The 17,107-nt window shown below is 68.4% G+C and carries 18 protein-coding genes; 3 read left to right on the top strand and 15 right to left on the bottom strand.

The window, feature by feature from the left end:
• Positions 1–53 precede the first annotated feature (53 nt).
• Entirely contained in the window at positions 54–722 is a 669-nt protein-coding gene (locus tag ACVTJA_RS08555; RefSeq protein ID WP_465835411.1) for a type 1 glutamine amidotransferase domain-containing protein, read from the top strand.
• Positions 723–790: 68 nt separating this feature from the next.
• Here the strand turns inward: ACVTJA_RS08555 and ACVTJA_RS08550 are convergent, their stop codons facing one another.
• The 8 genes from ACVTJA_RS08550 to ACVTJA_RS08515 are packed head-to-tail and all read right to left on the bottom strand — an operon-like array spanning position 791 to position 8,207.
• Positions 791–1,864: a hypothetical protein gene (locus tag ACVTJA_RS08550; RefSeq protein ID WP_465835409.1), complete on the bottom strand. Its 1,074-nt coding sequence runs from the start codon at positions 1,862–1,864 to the stop codon at positions 791–793.
• 53 nt (positions 1,865–1,917) lie between these two features.
• Entirely contained in the window at positions 1,918–2,460 is a 543-nt protein-coding gene (sufT, locus tag ACVTJA_RS08545) for a putative Fe-S cluster assembly protein SufT (RefSeq protein ID WP_465835407.1), read from the bottom strand.
• Between the two features lie 16 nt (positions 2,461–2,476).
• The gene (gene sufU / locus ACVTJA_RS08540; protein ID WP_465835405.1) at positions 2,477–2,929 is read right to left on the bottom strand and encodes a Fe-S cluster assembly sulfur transfer protein SufU; all 453 of its coding nucleotides are present in this window, start codon (positions 2,927–2,929) and stop codon (positions 2,477–2,479) included.
• Positions 2,926–4,149 (bottom strand): SufS family cysteine desulfurase, encoded by a 1,224-nt coding sequence (locus ACVTJA_RS08535; RefSeq protein WP_465835404.1) that lies wholly within the window; start codon positions 4,147–4,149, stop codon positions 2,926–2,928. The genes sufU and ACVTJA_RS08535 overlap by 4 nt, the downstream gene beginning before the upstream one ends.
• Positions 4,146–5,468 carry a Fe-S cluster assembly protein SufD gene (sufD, locus tag ACVTJA_RS08530; protein ID WP_465835402.1) on the bottom strand — a complete coding sequence of 441 codons (1,323 nt, stop codon included), beginning with the start codon at positions 5,466–5,468 and terminating at the stop codon, positions 4,146–4,148. Before sufD ends, ACVTJA_RS08535 begins: the two co-directional genes overlap by 4 nt.
• Positions 5,465–6,247, bottom strand: coding sequence for a Fe-S cluster assembly ATPase SufC (gene sufC / locus ACVTJA_RS08525; protein ID WP_465835400.1), 783 nt, complete (start codon positions 6,245–6,247; stop codon positions 5,465–5,467). Before sufC ends, sufD begins: the two co-directional genes overlap by 4 nt.
• Before the next feature lie 5 nt (positions 6,248–6,252).
• Positions 6,253–7,689 carry a Fe-S cluster assembly protein SufB gene (gene sufB, locus ACVTJA_RS08520; RefSeq protein ID WP_465835398.1) on the bottom strand — a complete coding sequence of 479 codons (1,437 nt, stop codon included), beginning with the start codon at positions 7,687–7,689 and terminating at the stop codon, positions 6,253–6,255.
• Positions 7,686–8,207, bottom strand: coding sequence for an SUF system Fe-S cluster assembly regulator (locus ACVTJA_RS08515; protein ID WP_465835396.1), 522 nt, complete (start codon positions 8,205–8,207; stop codon positions 7,686–7,688). The genes sufB and ACVTJA_RS08515 overlap by 4 nt, the downstream gene beginning before the upstream one ends.
• 187 nt (positions 8,208–8,394) lie before the next feature.
• Between ACVTJA_RS08515 and ACVTJA_RS08510 the strand changes: the two genes are divergently transcribed.
• A complete protein-coding gene (locus ACVTJA_RS08510; protein WP_465835395.1) occupies positions 8,395–9,594 on the top strand; it encodes an ABC transporter substrate-binding protein in 1,200 nt (399 codons plus the stop codon).
• Positions 9,595–9,687: 93 nt separating this feature from the next.
• Here the strand turns inward: ACVTJA_RS08510 and ACVTJA_RS08505 are convergent, their stop codons facing one another.
• The 6 genes from ACVTJA_RS08505 to ACVTJA_RS08480 all read right to left on the bottom strand — a co-directional run bounded on the left by ACVTJA_RS08505 (position 9,688) and on the right by ACVTJA_RS08480 (position 14,466).
• Complete coding sequence (locus ACVTJA_RS08505; RefSeq protein WP_465835393.1) at positions 9,688–9,867, bottom strand: hypothetical protein; 180 nt, start codon at positions 9,865–9,867, stop codon at positions 9,688–9,690.
• The gene (locus tag ACVTJA_RS08500; RefSeq protein WP_465835391.1) at positions 9,857–10,129 is read right to left on the bottom strand and encodes a hypothetical protein; all 273 of its coding nucleotides are present in this window, start codon (positions 10,127–10,129) and stop codon (positions 9,857–9,859) included. The genes ACVTJA_RS08505 and ACVTJA_RS08500 overlap by 11 nt, the downstream gene beginning before the upstream one ends.
• Positions 10,130–10,152: 23 nt before the next feature.
• Complete coding sequence (locus tag ACVTJA_RS08495) at positions 10,153–11,010, bottom strand: hypothetical protein (protein WP_465835389.1); 858 nt, start codon at positions 11,008–11,010, stop codon at positions 10,153–10,155.
• The gene (locus ACVTJA_RS08490; RefSeq protein ID WP_465835387.1) at positions 11,010–12,095 is read right to left on the bottom strand and encodes a hypothetical protein; all 1,086 of its coding nucleotides are present in this window, start codon (positions 12,093–12,095) and stop codon (positions 11,010–11,012) included. Before ACVTJA_RS08490 ends, ACVTJA_RS08495 begins: the two co-directional genes overlap by 1 nt.
• A gap of 62 nt (positions 12,096–12,157) precedes the next feature.
• Entirely contained in the window at positions 12,158–13,711 is a 1,554-nt protein-coding gene (locus ACVTJA_RS08485; protein ID WP_465835386.1) for a hypothetical protein, read from the bottom strand.
• Positions 13,690–14,466 carry a TadE family protein gene (locus ACVTJA_RS08480; RefSeq protein ID WP_465835384.1) on the bottom strand — a complete coding sequence of 259 codons (777 nt, stop codon included), beginning with the start codon at positions 14,464–14,466 and terminating at the stop codon, positions 13,690–13,692. The genes ACVTJA_RS08485 and ACVTJA_RS08480 overlap by 22 nt, the downstream gene beginning before the upstream one ends.
• A 200-nt stretch (positions 14,467–14,666) precedes the next feature.
• Here ACVTJA_RS08480 and ACVTJA_RS08475 point away from each other — a divergent pair, with 200 nt between their 5' ends.
• A complete protein-coding gene (locus ACVTJA_RS08475; RefSeq protein WP_465835382.1) occupies positions 14,667–15,350 on the top strand; it encodes a hypothetical protein in 684 nt (227 codons plus the stop codon).
• A gap of 175 nt (positions 15,351–15,525) precedes the next feature.
• On the opposite strand, the gene ACVTJA_RS08470 is transcribed toward ACVTJA_RS08475, so the two are convergent.
• A complete protein-coding gene (locus tag ACVTJA_RS08470) occupies positions 15,526–17,064 on the bottom strand; it encodes a DUF4388 domain-containing protein (protein WP_465835380.1) in 1,539 nt (512 codons plus the stop codon).
• Between the last annotated feature and the right edge of the window lie 43 nt (positions 17,065–17,107).

Here is a 17,107-nt window from a genome sequence, read left to right as displayed (position 1 = left end):
CCGGTCATGCACAGGGTCAGGAGCGACAACCTTCCGGATGACAGGTGCGCGCGATGAAGAAGCTCAAGGGGCTCAAGGTGGCCGTGCTCGCGGCGGATGGCTTCGAGCAGGTGGAGCTGACCCTTCCCGTCAGGAAGCTGAAGCGCGAGGGCGCGGACGTGACGATTGTCTCGCTCCACAAGGGGAAGATTCAGGGGATGAACCTGCTGTACCCCGGCAGGAAGGTGCCCGTGGACGCCACGCTGCACGAGGTGAAGGCCGCGGACTTTGACGCGGTGCTTCTCCCCGGTGGCTTCGTGAACCCCGACTTCCTGCGGCAGAGCGCGCTGGCACAGGACTTCGTGCGCGACGCGGACACGCTGGACATGCCCATCGCGGTCATCTGCCACGGCTCGTGGCTGCTGGTGTCCGCGGGCCTCATCGAGGGGCGCAAGGTCGCCTCGTGGCCGGGCATCAAGGACGACGTGAAGAACGCGGGCGGCGAGTGGGTGGACGAGGCCGTCATCCGAGACCGCAACTGGGTGTCCAGCCCGGGCCCGCATCACATGCTCGCGTTCCTCGAGGGCATGATGGAGCTGTTCGCGGAGAAGATGCCGGAAGTGGCGGTGCGCGTGCCGGCCGCCGTCAAAGCGCCGCAGCGGAGGTGGCCGAAGCTGCTCGCGGGAAGCGTGGCCACGGCGATGCTCGGCGTGGGCGCGCGCAGGCTGGCGGCGGCGCGTTGACGTCACTCGCGCAGGCCGCCGGACCCGCGCTGAAGCCACCCGCGCGGGCTGGCGGCACTGCGCTGACGTCACTCGCGAAGCTTGAGGAACCGCCCCTGCGACTTGGACCAGACGAAGGTGCGGGTGACTTCCGTCGTTGGGCTGTCGCTGCTCTCCTCGGTGGTGGTGGCGGTGATGCGGTAGCCGCCCGCCTTCCCCGCGAAGCGAAAGCGGGTGGTGGACTCGCTGGAGCCGTCCTGCATGACGGCGATGACCGATGCGTGCTTCTCCGTCACCAGGAGGGGCTGCGCGCGAGCGCCCTCGAGCGGGGTGGAGTAGACGAGCAGTTGCGTCTTGTCGCCCTTCATTCCCGTGCAGGAGAGGGACGTCACCTCCGCGACCAACTCACTCCCCTCGGTGGGCGCCACGTCCGCGAAGCGGAGGCTCCGCGCGAAGCCGAAGTCCATGCACTCCTCCGTCACCGGGAGCAGGCTGGAGAACGTCACGCGCCCTGTCGTGCTCTCGGTGCAGACGGCGATGCGGGTGGGCTTCAGTGACAGCACGCCCACGAGCACGGTGCTGTCGTCCACCAGGAGCCGCTCCTCGTCACGCAGGCCTTCGTCCAGGTCCTTCTCCTCCACCTTCAGCTCGGGGGCATCCTGGACGCACTCCAGGAGCTTCTGGTGGAGGTCGCGCAGCGCCGCCTCTTCGCGCGCCTTCATCTCCTCGGCGATGGGGCTCTTGGCCTTGACGTTGTTCGAGCGCGTCCACTCGCCGCCGCTCGCGGGCGACGTCCGCGAGTAGAGCGTGTCCTTCTCCACGTCCCAGTAGTAGTCGCCGCGCGTCTTCGCGTCGCGAGCCTGGAAGAAGACCCACCGCGAGCTGTCGCGGCTGAGGACCTGAAGGCCGTGGAAGGTGGCCTCCTGGGGGAAGCGCTGCTTCAGTGTCTTCAGCACCTGCGCCGGGGAGAGCACCGACACGGCGAAGCGCTTGTCGTCGCCGAAGGAGACGGCCACGAGCCGCTTCTCGCCGCTCGCGTCCACCACGGCTTCGGTCTTCACCACGGGACTGTGCGGAAGCCGGGCCTCCGCCTTCTTCCAGTCCGTCTTCTCGCAGCCCAGCCCGACGACGAGCAGGCACAGCAGTCCGACCATCCACCTCATGGCCGGAAGCCTAGTTCAGGTCCATGCCGGGGCCGCGCCACCCGGACGCGCCGTTACATCCACCCGAGCTGCAGGCGCGCCACGTCCGTCATGCGCTCCTGGCTCCAGGGCGGGTCCCACACGAGCTCGACGTTGGCCTCCTTCACACCGGGCACGGAGGACACCTTCGTCCGCACGTCGTCCACCAGCACCGGCCCCATGCCGCAGCCGGGCGCCGTCAGCGTCATCTGGATGTCCACGCGCTGCCCGCCTTCCGGCAGCGGCTCCGCCTTGCACGCGTACACGAGCCCCAGCTCCACGATGTTCACCGGAATCTCCGGGTCATACACCGTGCGCAGTTGGTCCCAGACCGCCTCCTCGTGGAACGTCCCCTCGTCCGCCGCCGCCTTCTCCTTCGGCGCGTACTCCTCGCCCAGCGCGCCGCCGTCCTTCTCGTCGATGCGGAAGAGCTGGCCGTACGGGTCCTGCACCGTGATGTTGCCGCCGAGCGTCTGCATCACCCGCAGCTCCGCGCCCGCGGGCAACAGCACCCGGTCTCCGCTGGGGATGATGGTGGCGGACACGTCCTGCCCCAGCACCGCTGTCATTCCTCTCATGGTGCTCATCCCTCCCCTACTCCGTGGACACGGCCTCGCCGCGTCCCTCCATCGCCGCGCGCAGCGTGTGCCACGCGAGGCTCGCGCACTTCACCCGGGCGGGGAACTCGCTCACGCCGGACAGCACCGCCAGCTTCCCCAGCGCGTCCACGTCCACGCCCTCCGGGCCCTCCGTCACCAGCTTGTGCACCCGCTCGAAGAGCGCCTCGGCTTCCGCGCGCGTCTTGTCCTTCACCGCCCCCGTCATCAGCGACGCGGACGCCTTCGAAATCGCGCAGCCCTGCCCCTGGAAGCCGATGTCGCGGATGACGTCACCCTCCATCTTCATCGTCACCGAGAGCTGGTCGCCGCACAGCGGGTTGTGCCCCGCCGCCTGGTGGTCGTACCCCTCCACCACGCGGTAGTTGCGCGGCCGCTTGGAGTGCTCCAGGACGACCTCCTGGTACAGGTCCGACAGGTCCGAGCTCACTTGAACACCTCCAGCACCTTGTGCAGCCCGCGGACGAGCGCGTCCACGTCGTCCGTCGTGTTGTAGAGCGCCAGCGACGCCCGCGACGTGGCCGGCACCTTGAAGTACTGCATCACCGGCTGCGCGCAGTGGTGCCCCGTCCGGATGCAGATGCCCTCGCGGTCCAGAATCGTCCCCACGTCGTGCGGATGGATGTCCTCCAGGAGGAACGACAGCACCGCCGACTTCTCGCGCGCCTGCCCGATGATGCGCAGCCCCGGCACCGACTCCAGCGCCTTCGTCGCGTACGCCAGCAGTTGCTGGTCGTGCGCCGCGACGGCGCCCATGCCCAGCGCTTCCAGGTAGCGGATGGCCGCGGCCAGGCCCACCGCGCCCGCCAGGTCCGGCGTGCCCGCCTCGAAGCGGTGCGGCACCCGGTTGTACGTCACCTTCTCCATGGTGACGGAGAGGATCATGTCCCCTCCGCCCTGGTACGGCGGCAGCGGCTCCAGGCGCTCCAGGCGGCCGTACAGCACGCCGATGCCCGTGGGGCCGAACATCTTGTGCCCGCTGAAGGCGTAGAAGTCGCAGCCGAGGTCCTGCACGTCCACCGGGAAGTGCGTCACCGCCTGCGCCCCGTCCACCAGCACGGGGATGCCCTTCGCGTGCGCCCGGCGCGTCAGCTCCTTCACCGGCGTCACCGTGCCCAGCGCATTGGACACGTGCGTCACCGCGAGGATGCGCGTGCGCTCCGTCATCAGCGCGTCCACCGCGTCCAGCACCAGCTCGCCGCGCTCATCGACCGGGATGACCTTCAGCACCGCGCCGGTCTGCTCGCAGAGCATCCGCCAGGGCACGATGTTGGCGTGGTGCTCGATGTGCGTAATCAGCACCTCGTCACCAGGGCCGATGTGCTTGCGGCCGTACGTCTGCGCCACCAGGTTGATGGCCTCGGTGGTGCCGCGCACGAAGATGATTTCCTTCGCGTCGCGGGCGTTGATGAAGCGGCGCACCGTCTCGCGCGCGCCCTCGTACGCCTCCGTGGCGCGCTCGGAGAGCACGTGGACGCCACGATGCACGTTGGCGTTGTCGTGCTGGTAGAAGCGGACGATGGAGTCGATGACCGCCTGCGGCTTCTGCGCCGTGGCCGCGCTGTCGAGGTACACGAGCGGCCGGCCCCGCACCTCCTGCTGGAGGATGGGGAAGTCGGCGCGAACCTTCTGCACGTCGAAGCCACTCATGCGCGCACCTCTCGCCGGGCCGCGCCCGGCAGCTTCAGGGCCAGCAGCCCCTCCACCCGCTCACGCACCGGACCGGCCGGCACCGCGTCCACCACCTCACGGGCAAAGGCATACGTGAGCAGCCGCTCGGCCTCCGCCCGGGGAATCCCTCGCGAGCGCAGGTAGAACAGCGCCCCCGCGTCCAGCCGCCCCACCGCCGCGCCGTGCGCGCACTTCACGTCGTCCGCCAGGATTTCCAGCTGGGGCCGGGCGTCCGCCTGCGCCGACTCGGACAGGAGCAGGTTGCGGTTCTGCTGCCGCGAGTCCGTCTTCTGCGCGTCCGGCCGCACGCGGATGAGCCCGTGGAACGTGCCGCGCGCCCTGTCGTCCAGCACGCCCTTGTAGAGCTCGCGGCTGGTGCAGCGGGGGACGGCATGGTCCAGCGCCGTGCGGTTGTCGAGGTGCTGGTTGCCCCGGCCCACATAGAGGCCGTTCAGAGTCGCATCGCCGCCCTCGCCCGCGAAGGCGGAGTGCACCTCGTTGCGCGACAGCGCGCCGCCGAAGGAGAAGGCGTGCGACGCGAAGCGGCTGTCGCGGCCCTGCCGCACGTGCAGCCCGCTGACGTGCACCGCCGCGTCCGCCTCCGCCTGGAGCTTGTAGTGGTGCAGGCTGGCGTTGTCGTCCAGCGTCACCTCGGTCACCGCGTTGGTGAAGGTGGCGCCCGCTCCGGCGCCCGCGTACGTCTCCACCAGCGTGGCCTCGCTGCTCTCGCCCGCGAGCACGATGATGCGCGGGCTGGCCAGCACCGGCGCGTCCCCTCGCGTGAGGAAGACGAGCTGCACCGGCACCTCGCTCACCGTGCCCGGAGCCAGCCGCAGCAGCGCGCCGTCCTCCAGCAGCGCCGCGTTGAGCGCCGTCAGCGCCGAGTCACCCGCCTGCGCCCGCTGGCCCAGGACGGACTCCAGCAGCTCACCGTCCTCGCGCAGCGCGTCCCGCAGCGGCTTCAGCGTGAGGCCGCGCGGCAGGGCCGCCACCGAGGACAGCTCCGGCACCAGCCGTCCGTCCACGAAGACGAGCCGGGGGCCCGGCAGGCCGAGCCGCTCCACCAGCGCGGTGAGGTCACCCGCGCCGTGCGATGCCCCGGCCGGAACGAACGTTCCTTCCACGAGCGGCGCCAGGTGCGTGTACTTCCACGCCTCGTCGCGGTTGGTGGGCAGCCCCAACCGCTGCAGGTGCGCGAGCCCCTCGGAGCGCACGCGCTTGAGCCAGGCCGGCGCGGACGCATCCCTCGCGTGGAAGCGCGCACCCACGTCCAGGTAGTGCGCCAGGGCCTGCGTCATCGCCGCGCCTCCACGCCCTTCGGCGCGCCGTCCTTCAGGCCCAGCCAGCCGTAGCCCTTCTCCTCCAGCTCCAGCGCCAGCTCGCGCCCGCCCGAGCGGATGATGCGGCCCGCCGCCATGACGTGCACCCTGTCCGGCACGATGTAGTCCAACAGCCGCTGGTAGTGCGTAATCAGCACCATGCCGCGCTCCGACGAGCGCAGCGCATTCACCCCGCCCGCCACCGTGCGCAGCGCGTCGATGTCCAGGCCCGAGTCCGTCTCGTCGAGGATGGCCAGGCGCGGCTCCAGCACCGCCATCTGGAACACCTCGTTGCGCTTCTTCTCTCCGCCGGAGAAGCCCTCGTTGACGGAGCGGTTCATGAACGCCGCGTCGAGCTGCACCAGCTTCGACTTCTCCTTGGCGAGCTGGAGGAAGTCCATCGCGTCCAGCTCCTCCAGTCCCTTCACCCGGCGCTGCGCGTTGAGCGCGGTGCGCAGGAAGTGGAGGTTGCCCACGCCTGGAATCTCCACCGGGTACTGGAAGGCGAGGAAGACGCCCGCCGTGGCGCGCTCCTCGGGCGGCAGCTCCAGCAGCGACTTGCCGTCGAACAGCACCTCGCCCTGGGTGACTTCGTAGCCGTCACGGCCCGCGAGCACGCTGGCCAGCGTGCTCTTCCCGGAACCGTTGGGGCCCATGATGGCGTGCACCTCACCGGGCTGCACCTCCAGGTCGATTCCCTTGAGGATGTCCTTGCCCGCCACGCGGGCGTGCAGGTTGCGAACAGTCAGTAGTGCCATGACCTCTACCCCACGCTCCCTTCCAGGCTCACTCCGAGCAGCTTCTGCGCCTCCACCGCGAACTCCATCGGGAGCTCCTTGAACACCTGGCGGCAGAAGCCGTTCACAATCATCGAGACCGCGTCCTCCTGGGAGATGCCGCGCTGCCGGCAGTAGAAGAGCTGGTCCTCGCCAATCTTCGACGTGGACGCCTCGTGCTCCACCTGCGCGGACGCGTTCTTCACCTCGATGTACGGCACCGTATGGGCGCCGCACTTGTCGCCGAGGAGGAGCGAGTCGCACTGCGTATAGTTGCGCGCGTTCTCCGCGCTCTTCAGCACCTTCACCAGCCCGCGGTACGTGTTCTGCCCGCGCCCGGCGGAGATGCCCTTGGACACGATGGTGCTGCGGGTGTTCTTCCCGATGTGCACCATCTTCGTGCCGGTGTCCGCCTGCTGCAGGTTGTTGGTGAGCGCCACCGAGTAGAACTCGCCCACCGAGTCATCCCCCTTGAGGATGACGCTCGGGTACTTCCACGTAATCGCCGAGCCCGTCTCCACCTGCGTCCACGAAATCTTCGCGGCGCGGTGGGCGATGCCGCGCTTGGTGACGAAGTTGTAGATGCCGCCCCGCCCTTCCGCGTCGCCGGGGTACCAGTTCTGCACGGTGGAGTACTTGATGTTGGCGCCGTCGAGCGCCACGAGCTCCACCACCGCCGCGTGCAGCTGGTTGGTGTCACGCTGGGGCGCGGTGCAGCCCTCGAGGTAGCTCACGGTGGCGCCCTCGTCCGCGACGATGAGCGTGCGCTCGAACTGGCCCGTCTCCGCCGCGTTGATGCGGAAGTACGTGGACAGCTCCATGGGGCACTTCACGCCCTTGGGCACGTAGACGAACGAGCCGTCGCTGAACACCGCCGAGTTGAGCGCCGCGAAGAAGTTGTCCGAGTACGGCACCACCGAGCCCAGGTACTTCTTCACCAGCTCCGGGTGCTCGCGCACGGCCTCGGAGAACGAGCAGAAGATGACGCCCGCCTTGGCGAGCTTGTCCTTGAACGTGGTGGCCACCGACACCGAGTCGAAGACGGCGTCCACCGCGACGTTCTGCAAGAGCTTCTGCTCGTGCAGCGGGATGCCGAGCTTCTCGTAGGTGCGGAGGATTTCCGGGTCGACCTCGTCGAGGCTGCCCTTCTTCGGCTTCTGCTTCGGGGCCGAGTAGTAGCGGATGGCCTGATAGTCGATGGGGTTGTACTTCACGGCCTGCCAGTTCGGCTCACGCATGGTGAGCCAGTGGCGGAAGGCCTTGAGGCGCCACTCGAGCATGAAGGCGGGCTCGCCCTTCTTCTCGGAGAGCTGACGGATGACGTCCTCGCTCAGCCCCGGGGGGAAGGTGTCCGACTCCACCTCGGTGACGAAGCCGGCCTGGTACGGGCGGCGAGTCAATTCCTGGAGGGTGTCGGTGGTCATGAACGGACTCCTGATGCGGAAGCGGAAGGGGTGGGAGCGGCGGCGTTGGCCGGGGCCGAAGTCCGCTGCGGCAGGCCCAGGCCCACGAGGCGCTCGGGGATGCGGGGCGCGGGAGCGACGAGGTCCGCCAGCGTCAGCCGGCCCAGCGCGTCCTGAATCGCGTTGTTGATGAGGCGCCAGTGGCCGCGCACGTGGCACACGGGCTCCAGCTCACAGGGGGCGCCGCCGCTGGTGTGGACGCCACATTCCGTGAGGGCGACGGGGCCCTCCAGCGAGCTGACGAGCTCCGCGAGGGTGAGCTGGGCCGGCGGGCGCGCCAGGCCGTAGCCGCCGCTGGCGCCACGGTGGGACACCACGAGGCCCGCCTGGAGCAGGCTCTTGAGCACCTTGCTGGCCGAGGGCAGGGGCACGCGCGTGCGCGCCGCCAGCTCGCGGGTGGTGCGCGTGTCACCCTCCGCCCGAGCCAACTCGGTCATCAGCACGATGCCGTAGTCGGTCATCTTGCTCATCCGAAGCATGGGTGCGGGTGTCTCCTCTCGTAGGTCGGATTCCTGCGGGGGCCCTACCGTCCCCGGGGGGCGTCATATGTAATCTGGACTAGTTCAGTCCACATTGCATTTTGAATCACCGTCCGGGAGCCGCTGGTTGGAGGGCAGGTAGGAGAGGGTTAGGGTGGCGCTCCCGTCCCTCGGAGGAACCCACACGATGCGTCGTTCCCTGATGCTGCTCGCCACCCTGGCCCTGGCCGCGGTGGCCTGCGAGAAGAAGTCCACGCCCGCGCCGGCCGAGCCCTCGCCGGGTGGCCAGAGCACCGGGGCCCAGGCAGCCGCCCCGACTCCCTTGGATGCGAACACCATCCTGTTGGGTGAGGTGGGAAGCCTGACGGGCCCGGAGGCGACGTTCGGCATCTCCGCGCGCAACGGCATTGAGCTGGCGCTGAACGAGGCCAACGCGGCGGGCGGCGTGAAGGGCAAGAAGCTGGCCGTGCGCGTGTACGACAGCCAGGGCCGCCCGGAGGAAGGGGCCCAGGCGGCGACGCGGCTCATCACCCAGGACAAGGTGGTGGTGATTCTGGGCGAGGCGGCGTCCTCGGTGTCCATGGCCATGGCGGAGAAGGCGCAGGCCGCGAAGGTGCCGATGATTACGCCGACGTCGACCAGCCCCGAGGTGACGAAGAAGGGCGACTACATCTTCCGCGTCTGCTTCATCGACGACTTCCAGGGGCTGGTGATGGCGAAGTTCGCGCGGGAGAACCTGAAGCTGTCGAAGGTGGCGGTGCTGCGCGACAACAAGGCCGCGTTCTCCATGGGCCTGGCGGACGTGTTCATCCAGAAGTTCAAGGAGCTGGGCGGGGAGATTGTCGGCGACGAGAGCTACTCGAAGGGCGACACGGACTTCCGGGCGCAGCTGACGGCCATCAAGCAGCTCAAGCCCGAGGCCATGTTCGTGCCGGGCTACTACACGGACGTGGGCATCATCGCGCGGCAGTCGCGCGAGGTGGGGCTGAAGGTGCCGCTGCTGGGCGGTGACGGCTGGGACTCCGACAAGCTGTACGAGCTGGGCGGGTCCGCGCTGGAGGGGAGCTACTTCTCCAACCACTACTCGCCGGACAACCCGGACCCGACGCTGCAGCAGTTCCTGAAGAAGTACAAGGAGGCGTACGGCGCCGTGCCGGACAGCGTGGGCGTGCTGGCGTACGACGCGGCACGGGTGGCGATTGAGGCCATGAAGCGCGCGCCGGACACGAGCGGCCCGGCCCTGCGCGACGCGATTGCCCAGACGAAGGACTTCACGGGCGTCTCCGGCCGCATCACGCTGGACGCGAATCGCGACGCGGTGAAGGACGCCGTGGTGCTGAAGGTGGCCGGTGGCAAGGCGGAGTTCGTCACCACCGTGAAGCCGTAGCGAAGCCTGGCGCTCCCGTCGGGGACGGGAGCGCCCCGGCGACTTCCGCGCATGCGCCCCGGCCACGGACGGCCGGGGCCCACGTTCCCCGCCTCAGGGAACGGGCGACTGGATGACGTAGTAGATGGACTGGAAGTAGCGGTGCAGGCCGGCGATGAGCTGCACGAGGAACGGCCAGCTCAGCACGGTGAAGCCCAGCAGCGCCGACGTGACGACGGCGTACTCCACCATTGCCTGTCCGCGCGCCCGCCGGCGCTTGCTGTCAGTGGCCATGGTCATCGTCCTTCCCTTCATCGAGCTTCTCGCGGTTGCCGGGGCGGCCCGAACACTCCTCGGTGCACGCGCGCTTCTCCTCGTCACAGGCCGACTCGCACTTGCCCGACATCCCCTTCGCGTGCTTCTTGCAGATGGACTTGCACTGCTTGGCGTCATCCGCGCAGTCGCGCTCGCAGGTCTTGTCTGCCCAGGCGGGAGACCCCAGCAGCAGCACGCCACACGCCAGCCCGCTCAGCATCCACGTCGCGAACGACTTCATCGTCTCTTCCTCCGTGTGGCCCGTCATTCGGGAGCGGCGACTGCCCGCTCCATCAGCGACAGGTGGAACTCTACCCCGGGTTGCAGTGAAGGCTGGCGCAGCAGCACCTGGCCGCGCGTCGCCTCGCGATTCACGTCGAAGCTCAGCGCCTGGACGTCGGACCCCGAGGCCTCGCCCGGAGCCCAGCCCTTCTCCTTCAGCACGGTCTGGTAGGCACTGCCCACCTCCGCGAGCCGCCCCTGCGGCACCTGGCCGGACACCGTGTAGTAGGTGGCGCCCTCCATGCGGAAGGTGAGCACCACCGGGTCCTTCACGCCGGGCGGCAGGGGCACCCACGCGGGCACCGCCGCGCTCCCCTCCAGCACGGGGCCCACCTGCCCGGACGAGACGAAGACGAACGTCTCGCCGCCCTGGGCCAGCACGGAGACCAGGTGCACCTCCTTGGTGGAGGGGCTCCAGTAGCCCACGTAGCCGCCGTTGACGCCATAGCGCTTGCCCAGCGCCGGCAACCCCGCGTCCACCAGCGTGCCCTCGTAGTGCGCCAGCACCTGGTCCGGCGTGTCCTTCGTGGAGAACCACGCCACGGCCATGGGCGCGCCCGGCCCCAGGTAGTCCGCCGCCAGCACCTCGGGAGGCGCCTGCGTGCGCGGGTACGGCGGGAAGTGCGTCAGCGCGCGAGAGAGGATGGCCTCCTCCGCGGGCGTGCGGCCCGAGCCCGCGAGCAGGATGTCCGTCGCCGCCCGCTGATGGAGCCGCTCGAACGACACGGCCTCGTCGGGGTACGCCGTGCGCTCCCATGCGAAGCCGATGAGCCCGCCCACCGCCGCCAGCGAGAACAGCCACAACCCAGCCCGGACTCCCGGCTTCGACATCAACGACATCAGCAGCTTCCCGGATTCTTGCAGCCCATGTACCAGGTACCCCGGTTCTGGTACGTCTGCCGGTTGTTGTCCTGGTCCCAGTCGCGCCACTCGGTGTTGAAGTAGCGCCGGTTCGAGCCCTCCTGCGTGACGCGGTTGCTGGGCGTGGTGCCGTCACCCGTGCCCTGGGGCGCGATGGCGAGGTTGGGGGACTTGGGGTTGTCCAGCCCGACGACGTCACCCGCGGTTCCGGCCATCGTCATGACCACCGGGTTGAGCAGGTTGTTGCTGGAGGCCTGCTGGAAGAACTGGGCGGACTGCAGCGCGACGATGGGGTACCCGACGTTCTGCGGGTTCTGGTACACGTTCTCGACCCGGTCGTACATCTCGCCGCTCTTGTCACCCGGCATGGTGTTGGCGTTCGTCGTCAGCGCCCAGGTGTCGGTGAGGATGGCGAGCCGCACTTCGGCGAGGAAGTACGAGTTGCCGTCGAAGCCGTTCGACGTCGTCGTGCCCTCCTTGGATTGGTTGTGGATGGCCTGTTCTTCGTCGTTGTGCCACCGCTTGTTGGTCAGCTTCGTCTTGCTGAACTCCGGCAGGAAGGTCTCCGGGAGCAGGTAGTTCTGCACCACGGCGCGGGCCGAGCAGCGGACGAGGCCGCCGTTGGTGAAGGCGCTCATGAACTGGTTGTAGACGGGGACGCCGAGCCCGCCCGCGCCCGTCTCCGGGTCCTCGCACGTCACCTGCTTGGCCTTGGCGTTGAGCCAGCAGACGTGGGCCACGAGCGCGCGGTGGTGGTCCGTGTCCACGCAGTCCGCATAGCTCATGCCCGTGGAGCCATCCGGGTTCTCCACGGGGCTCATCGCGGTGTAGCGGTCGAAGCCGGACTCGTGGTCGCAGAACATCAACCGGGCCTGCTTCTGCACCATGGAGTCGCCACCCCGGGGCCCGGCGGAGTTCGAGCCCGCCTTCTTCAGCGGCTTGGTGTAGTCCTGCACCGTGAAGTCCCACGCGGTGGAGAGCGCCGCCTCCTGGGCGTCCAGCGAGTAGCGGAGCAGGTCATCCAGGAAGATGGCGTACATGAACACCGGGATGAAGACCAACATGCTCAGGGCCATCTCCACGGCGGCGGCGCCACGGGCGATGCGAGAGCGCTTCGAGCGGTGAATCACAGGGACACCCCCGGGACGATGGCAATCTGGGCCGCTTCGGTGTTGCCGGCGGCGCCGAGCACCGTCGAGGCCTCCGTGGCGGTGAACGGATGGAGCTTCGCGCGCCAGTAGGGATTGAACATGTTGGGCGCCTCGCGCCAGCCGTTCTGTCCGAAGCGGTGGTAGTAGACGAGCGCCTTGGACAGGCCGGCGCCCTCCCCCGCGGCCAGCGACATCTTCGCGGTGCCCTGCTTGCCGTGCTCGAAGTTGAGCTCACCGGCGGTGCTCAGCTCCCACGGCGCCCGCGCGAGGTCCCCCACGCGGAACTGCCGGGTGACGTAGCTGTAGACGCGCGACTGGCCGTAGTCGCGGTTGAGGTTGGGGTTGGCCCGGAACTTCATGAAGCAGTTGCCCTGGCCCACGCAGCTCATCAGGCCGCGGGTGTTGACCCCGTCGAAGTCATGCTGGTCCGAGTGCGCACGGCGGGGCGAGTGCCCGCCGCCGTTCGAGTCGCTCCAGACGCGGGCCTCGAAGGGCATGTAGGGCGCGATGCCGTCCTTCCACTGGTTGAACATGGCGCCCTCCTCGTCCGCGACGACCACCTTGCCCGTGTTGCCGCCCACCTGGCCGGGGCCGTGGATGTTGGAGCGGTTCTGCGTCGTCTTCGCCGTGCCCTTCTCCACGAAGGGGATGGGATAGTTGAGGCCCTCGCCGGGGATGTCCTGCGTCAGCTCCTGCAGGAAGCTGGGGTGGAGGTAGAGGGGCTTTATCCCCAGGCTGGAGTCGCGGTTGGCCGTCCAGCCGGGCCGGCTCGCGTTGGCGACCTCGGTCATCACCCGCGCGAGCGCCGCCGAGTCGCTGTTGCCCGTGCTGCCCGTGCAGACCATGCCGTCGACGGCGCAGTTGAACTCGTTGGTGTTCATGCCGCCCACGCCGCCCGGCAGGTTGCTCGCCCCGGGCGAGTTGTAGTCCGTCAGCTGCGACAGCCCGTTGGCCGAGCCACCCATCACCGCCTGCGCCACCTTGAGGTGCACGGCGTTCTGGGAGAAGTGCACCGTCTCCATCAACGTGTCCAAACCCTTGTTGGTCTGGTTGAAGCTGCTCTCCAGGTTCTTCACCTTGTTGCTGTAGTTGCGCCCCGCGCGGCTGTACTTGCTGGCGATGCGGATGGCCTTGATGCCGTGGATGCAGTGCTTGATGCAGGTCCAGCAGCCGCACTGGGCGAACTCCATGGCGGCGATGATGTAGAAGTTGGTGCTGGCCGCGCCCATCATCTCGCCCGTCACGCTGGCGGCGGCCATGTACGCGTGCATGCTGTTCATGGCCACGTACGAGGCGGCGATGGCCCGGTTGCTCACCGCGTAGTAGTTGAGCGCGCGCGCCTCCATGACCGCCATGGAGTAGGCCAGCGAGTCGCTGTGCTGCTGCAGGCTCACCTTCTGCCGCAGGGCATGGCTGAGGTTGAAGCTCAGGGTCACCATCAGCGCCAGCACGAGGAACGACAAGCAGGCCAGCACCAGCGCCTGGCCCCGAGCGGAGCGCTGCTTCTTCAGTGGGCGACGAGCACGCATTCGTTGTTCTCGGGAAGGGGGTTGGCCTGGGGGAAGAGGTTGGACTGCATCCGCATGGTGTACGTGGCGCGGATGGGCATGATGTAGACGCCGGACGAGGCCGCGGCGACGTAGAGCGAGTCCGCGGTGGCGACGCCCAACCTGCGATTGTTTTGCACATCGGCGCGCTCCGCCGCCGTCACTCCCTTGCCCAGCATGAGGACGGAGGGCACGTCCCGGGCGCGCGTCACGTTGAAGATGACCATGTTCGCGAAGGGGATGGGCATCCGGTAGTTGAATGTGACCTGGACGCGCAGCTTGGTGCGCTGGCCCTGGCCCCAGTCGTCGCTGGCGGTAATCGCCGGGTCATCGAAGTCCACCTCCGGTCCGCCAGGGAGCTCGTTACGCAGCGGACCGCAGACGACAACTTCGGCGTAAGGGATGCCGGTGTCCATCATCCTGTTGGACGCGACCCCCGGCCACATCCACTTGGCCTGGAAGTCGGAGGCGCTGTTGACCGTCTTGATGAACTCGGCCCCGGAGCTGCCCTGGCTCACCATGGGCAGCAACACCCCCAGCGCCGCGCGCTCCATGGAGCGCTGGTTGACGCTGTGGAGCGAGCCGGCGCGCACGGCCTTGTAGGCGGCGTACTTCGTCAGCAGCCGCGCCTGGTGCATGAGCCCCAGCTGGAGGGTTCCCAGGATGAGGAAGACGAAGAGCGGGAGGATGAGCGCGGACTCGACTGCCGCCTGACCCGACTGGTGTTTCATGGCCATCCTGGCCTCCCCATGAGGACTGAGCTTCAGAGCCATTGATGATATCAAAGACTCCACGGTTCACTCCGAGTATCGCAGATCACGGTGCTGGCAACGAAATAAAGACCTTCAGGTGTTCTACACTTGGTTGGCAATATCCTGGATGGGGGCCGGCATTCGGGCACGCTCGGTGGCAGAGGTCACGAGCAAGAGGACGAGAGATGCGCGAGAAGACATGGAAGATTGTCGGGCTGTTGGCGATGGTGGTGCTTGCGGCGTGCGGCGGCTCTGATTCGGACGACGACGACGACCAGGACGGCGACGGAACCCCCTCGGGACAGGAGCACCGGCCGGGCCTGGGGAGCTCCACCAAGTCCCCGGAAGGACAGCGTTTTTCGCTTCCCTCGGGGCTCGAGCTGGCGGGGAGCATCAGCGGCTACAGCGTGTTCGAGCCGGAGAAGTGCGCCCCCGAGGAGGAGGCCAAGGGCGCCGGAGACCTGGTGCGCGTCTGCCTGCCGCTGAGGAACACGACGAACACCACGAGCAACCCCCTGCCCATCACCGTCACCTTCCCCCCGGGCTTCACCGTGGTGTCCGACAAGCTGACCACCCAGAACGGGGCCCTGCTGCAGAAGACGACGGTGACGGTGGAGCCGGGGAAGACCCTCTACATCCCGATGTACCTCTTCTGCCTGAACGACACCCGCAGCGGGAGCAGCCCCTCGGACACGTTCCAGATGGGGCCCGTCCTCAAGTACACGGATTTCCTGGAGCTTTTCGACCTGGTCGAGGACAAGGAGATTGACCGGACGGCTCCCCAGGCGGAGCTGCAGGCGGCCGTGTGGCGCCTGTCGCGGGGCGAGAAGCTGACGTCCGCCGACCGGAATTATATCTCCAACCTGTAATCAGGCTCGTCCGCAACAGGTTCTGAGAAAAAGACAGACGCCGAAAGGGATTGTCCCGGGCCAGTTGTCGTATTGACGGCTGGCACGGGCAATTCATGAGAGGGGTTGCCCGGGCCAGTTGTCGTATTGACTATTGGCGCGGGCAATTCATGAGAGGGGTTGGCGGTAATACGGCTCAGCGGCGCCTGGCGATTTCCTGGATGAGCTCGACGTAGCGGCGATTTTTCGGGTTGAGCTTGAAGGCCTTGCGGTACGCGTCCTCCGCGAGCGGCCACTGGCCCTCGCCCTGGCCCACCTCGCCCAGGAAGGCCCAGCCCAGCTCCATGCCCGGGTCCTCGCGCAGCACGTCCTGCAGCTCCTGGAGTGCGAGCCGGCCGTGGGCCTCCGGCTTCATCAGGTAGCGCGCGAAGGCGCGGTAGGCCTTGTAGAGCGGCTTCGGGTCGATGTCGCACGCGTACTCGAAGTACTCGAAGGCGCCCGCGAAGTTGCGCGCGTCCAGCCGCCGCTTGGCCTCGTCGAACTGGGTGGTCGCATCCAGCAGGTCCGTGCGGATGCGGAACTGCTCCGCGGTGCTGGGGCGGGCGCTGCCGCGCTCCTTCTCGCGCTGCGCCGCGCGGCGCTTGCGCCAGAGGAGGTTCTGCTCCGCGTCCGACAGCGCGCCGAAGGCCTTGGCGTACGCGGCCAGCAGCGCCTCCGCCTTCTCGCGCAGCTCCGGCGTCTGGAAGCGCAGCGGCGAGTGCTTGTCCGCCCAGGCGAAGAAGGCCTTGCGCAGCGGCACCGGCTGCACGTCCTCCGGCACCTCCAGCAGCGTGAAGGGGTCCTTGCTCCGGTGCGCGAGAAAGGCGCTCACCAGCTCGTTGCGCGCCGCCTCGTCCTCGTCGGAGAAGGGCGTGCCCTGCGCCCGCGGCGCGGCGTGCACGGGCGTCTCCACCACGACGGGCGCCGGCGTGGCGGGCGGCGCGGCGGCCAGCTTCGCGGTGCGCGCGTCCACGTCCTCCACGAAGCCGGAGACCTCCAGCAGGCACAGCGCGTACAGCCGCCGCAGCACCGTCTCCGTGTCGAAGCCGGTGCGCTCCATCAATTCATTGAAGGTGGGGCGCTGGCGCAGGGCCTGGAAGAGGCGCGCGTCCTTGGAGGACAGCTTCAGCCCGGCCTCTACGCCGGGCATCTGCCCGAAGCGGCGCTCGTCGGTGAAGGTGAAGTGCGTGGCCACCGCATCGAAGGGCATCACGTTGGCGACGCCGGTGAGGATGAGCTGCGCGGTGTTCATGCGCACGCTCGCGTCCGGCGTCTCCACGTCCGCGATGAGGCGGTACTTCGCGTCCGTCCACCGGAAGCAGTCGAGCAGCTTGTGCGCGAGGTTCGCCTGCAGCTGCTTGTAGAGGTCGAAGGGACTGATGAGCTGCTTCTGGATGAGCAGCGCCCCCATCTGCAGGCCCGAGGACACGCTCTCCGCCAGGGACTTCTGGTAGTCCGCCTCGGAGAGACGGCCCTTCTCCACGAGGAACTTGCCCAGCGTCTCGTGCAGGAGGTTGGACTGGCAGCCCACCGGCGAGCCGTCCTCGAAGACGATGCGCTTCTCGCGCTGGCGCACCTTCAACTCCAGCGTGCAGGTGCGCTCCTCCACCATGAGCGAGTGCAGGAGCAGCGGGAAGGGCGTGTCGGCCAGCGTGCCCTCTCGCTGGCGGAGCACCTGCGATGGCGTGGGGAACATGCGGGTGGGCCTCGCTGAGATGTGACGTCCGGAAGTGACTACA

The organism is Pyxidicoccus sp. M6 (genome assembly GCF_055568925.1).
This window is presented reverse-complemented; position numbering and strand designations above follow the sequence as displayed.

What these genes read in the sequence shown, in the direction of transcription:
- ACVTJA_RS08535 (WP_465835404.1), bottom strand. Translation starts at nt 4,149, where the DNA reads ATGAGTGGCTTCGACGTGCAGAAGGTTCGCGCCGACTTCCCCATCCTC.
- sufC (WP_465835400.1), bottom strand. Translation starts at nt 6,247, where the DNA reads ATGGCACTACTGACTGTTCGCAACCTGCACGCCCGCGTGGCGGGCAAG.
- ACVTJA_RS08485 (WP_465835386.1), bottom strand. Translation starts at nt 13,711, where the DNA reads ATGCGTGCTCGTCGCCCACTGAAGAAGCAGCGCTCCGCTCGGGGCCAG.
- ACVTJA_RS08515 (WP_465835396.1), bottom strand. Translation starts at nt 8,207, where the DNA reads ATGCTTCGGATGAGCAAGATGACCGACTACGGCATCGTGCTGATGACC.
- ACVTJA_RS08500 (WP_465835391.1), bottom strand. Translation starts at nt 10,129, where the DNA reads ATGAAGTCGTTCGCGACGTGGATGCTGAGCGGGCTGGCGTGTGGCGTG.
- ACVTJA_RS08505 (WP_465835393.1), bottom strand. Translation starts at nt 9,867, where the DNA reads ATGGCCACTGACAGCAAGCGCCGGCGGGCGCGCGGACAGGCAATGGTG.
- ACVTJA_RS08550 (WP_465835409.1), bottom strand. Translation starts at nt 1,864, where the DNA reads ATGAGGTGGATGGTCGGACTGCTGTGCCTGCTCGTCGTCGGGCTGGGC.
- sufB (WP_465835398.1), bottom strand. Translation starts at nt 7,689, where the DNA reads ATGACCACCGACACCCTCCAGGAATTGACTCGCCGCCCGTACCAGGCC.
- ACVTJA_RS08490 (WP_465835387.1), bottom strand. Translation starts at nt 12,095, where the DNA reads ATGTTGGTCTTCATCCCGGTGTTCATGTACGCCATCTTCCTGGATGAC.
- ACVTJA_RS08480 (WP_465835384.1), bottom strand. Translation starts at nt 14,466, where the DNA reads ATGGCCATGAAACACCAGTCGGGTCAGGCGGCAGTCGAGTCCGCGCTC.
- ACVTJA_RS08470 (WP_465835380.1), bottom strand. Translation starts at nt 17,064, where the DNA reads ATGTTCCCCACGCCATCGCAGGTGCTCCGCCAGCGAGAGGGCACGCTG.
- sufT (WP_465835407.1), bottom strand. Translation starts at nt 2,460, where the DNA reads ATGAGAGGAATGACAGCGGTGCTGGGGCAGGACGTGTCCGCCACCATC.
- ACVTJA_RS08510 (WP_465835395.1), top strand. Translation starts at nt 8,395, where the DNA reads ATGCGTCGTTCCCTGATGCTGCTCGCCACCCTGGCCCTGGCCGCGGTG.
- ACVTJA_RS08475 (WP_465835382.1), top strand. Translation starts at nt 14,667, where the DNA reads ATGCGCGAGAAGACATGGAAGATTGTCGGGCTGTTGGCGATGGTGGTG.
- ACVTJA_RS08495 (WP_465835389.1), bottom strand. Translation starts at nt 11,010, where the DNA reads ATGTCGTTGATGTCGAAGCCGGGAGTCCGGGCTGGGTTGTGGCTGTTC.
- sufD (WP_465835402.1), bottom strand. Translation starts at nt 5,468, where the DNA reads ATGACGCAGGCCCTGGCGCACTACCTGGACGTGGGTGCGCGCTTCCAC.
- ACVTJA_RS08555 (WP_465835411.1), top strand. Translation starts at nt 54, where the DNA reads ATGAAGAAGCTCAAGGGGCTCAAGGTGGCCGTGCTCGCGGCGGATGGC.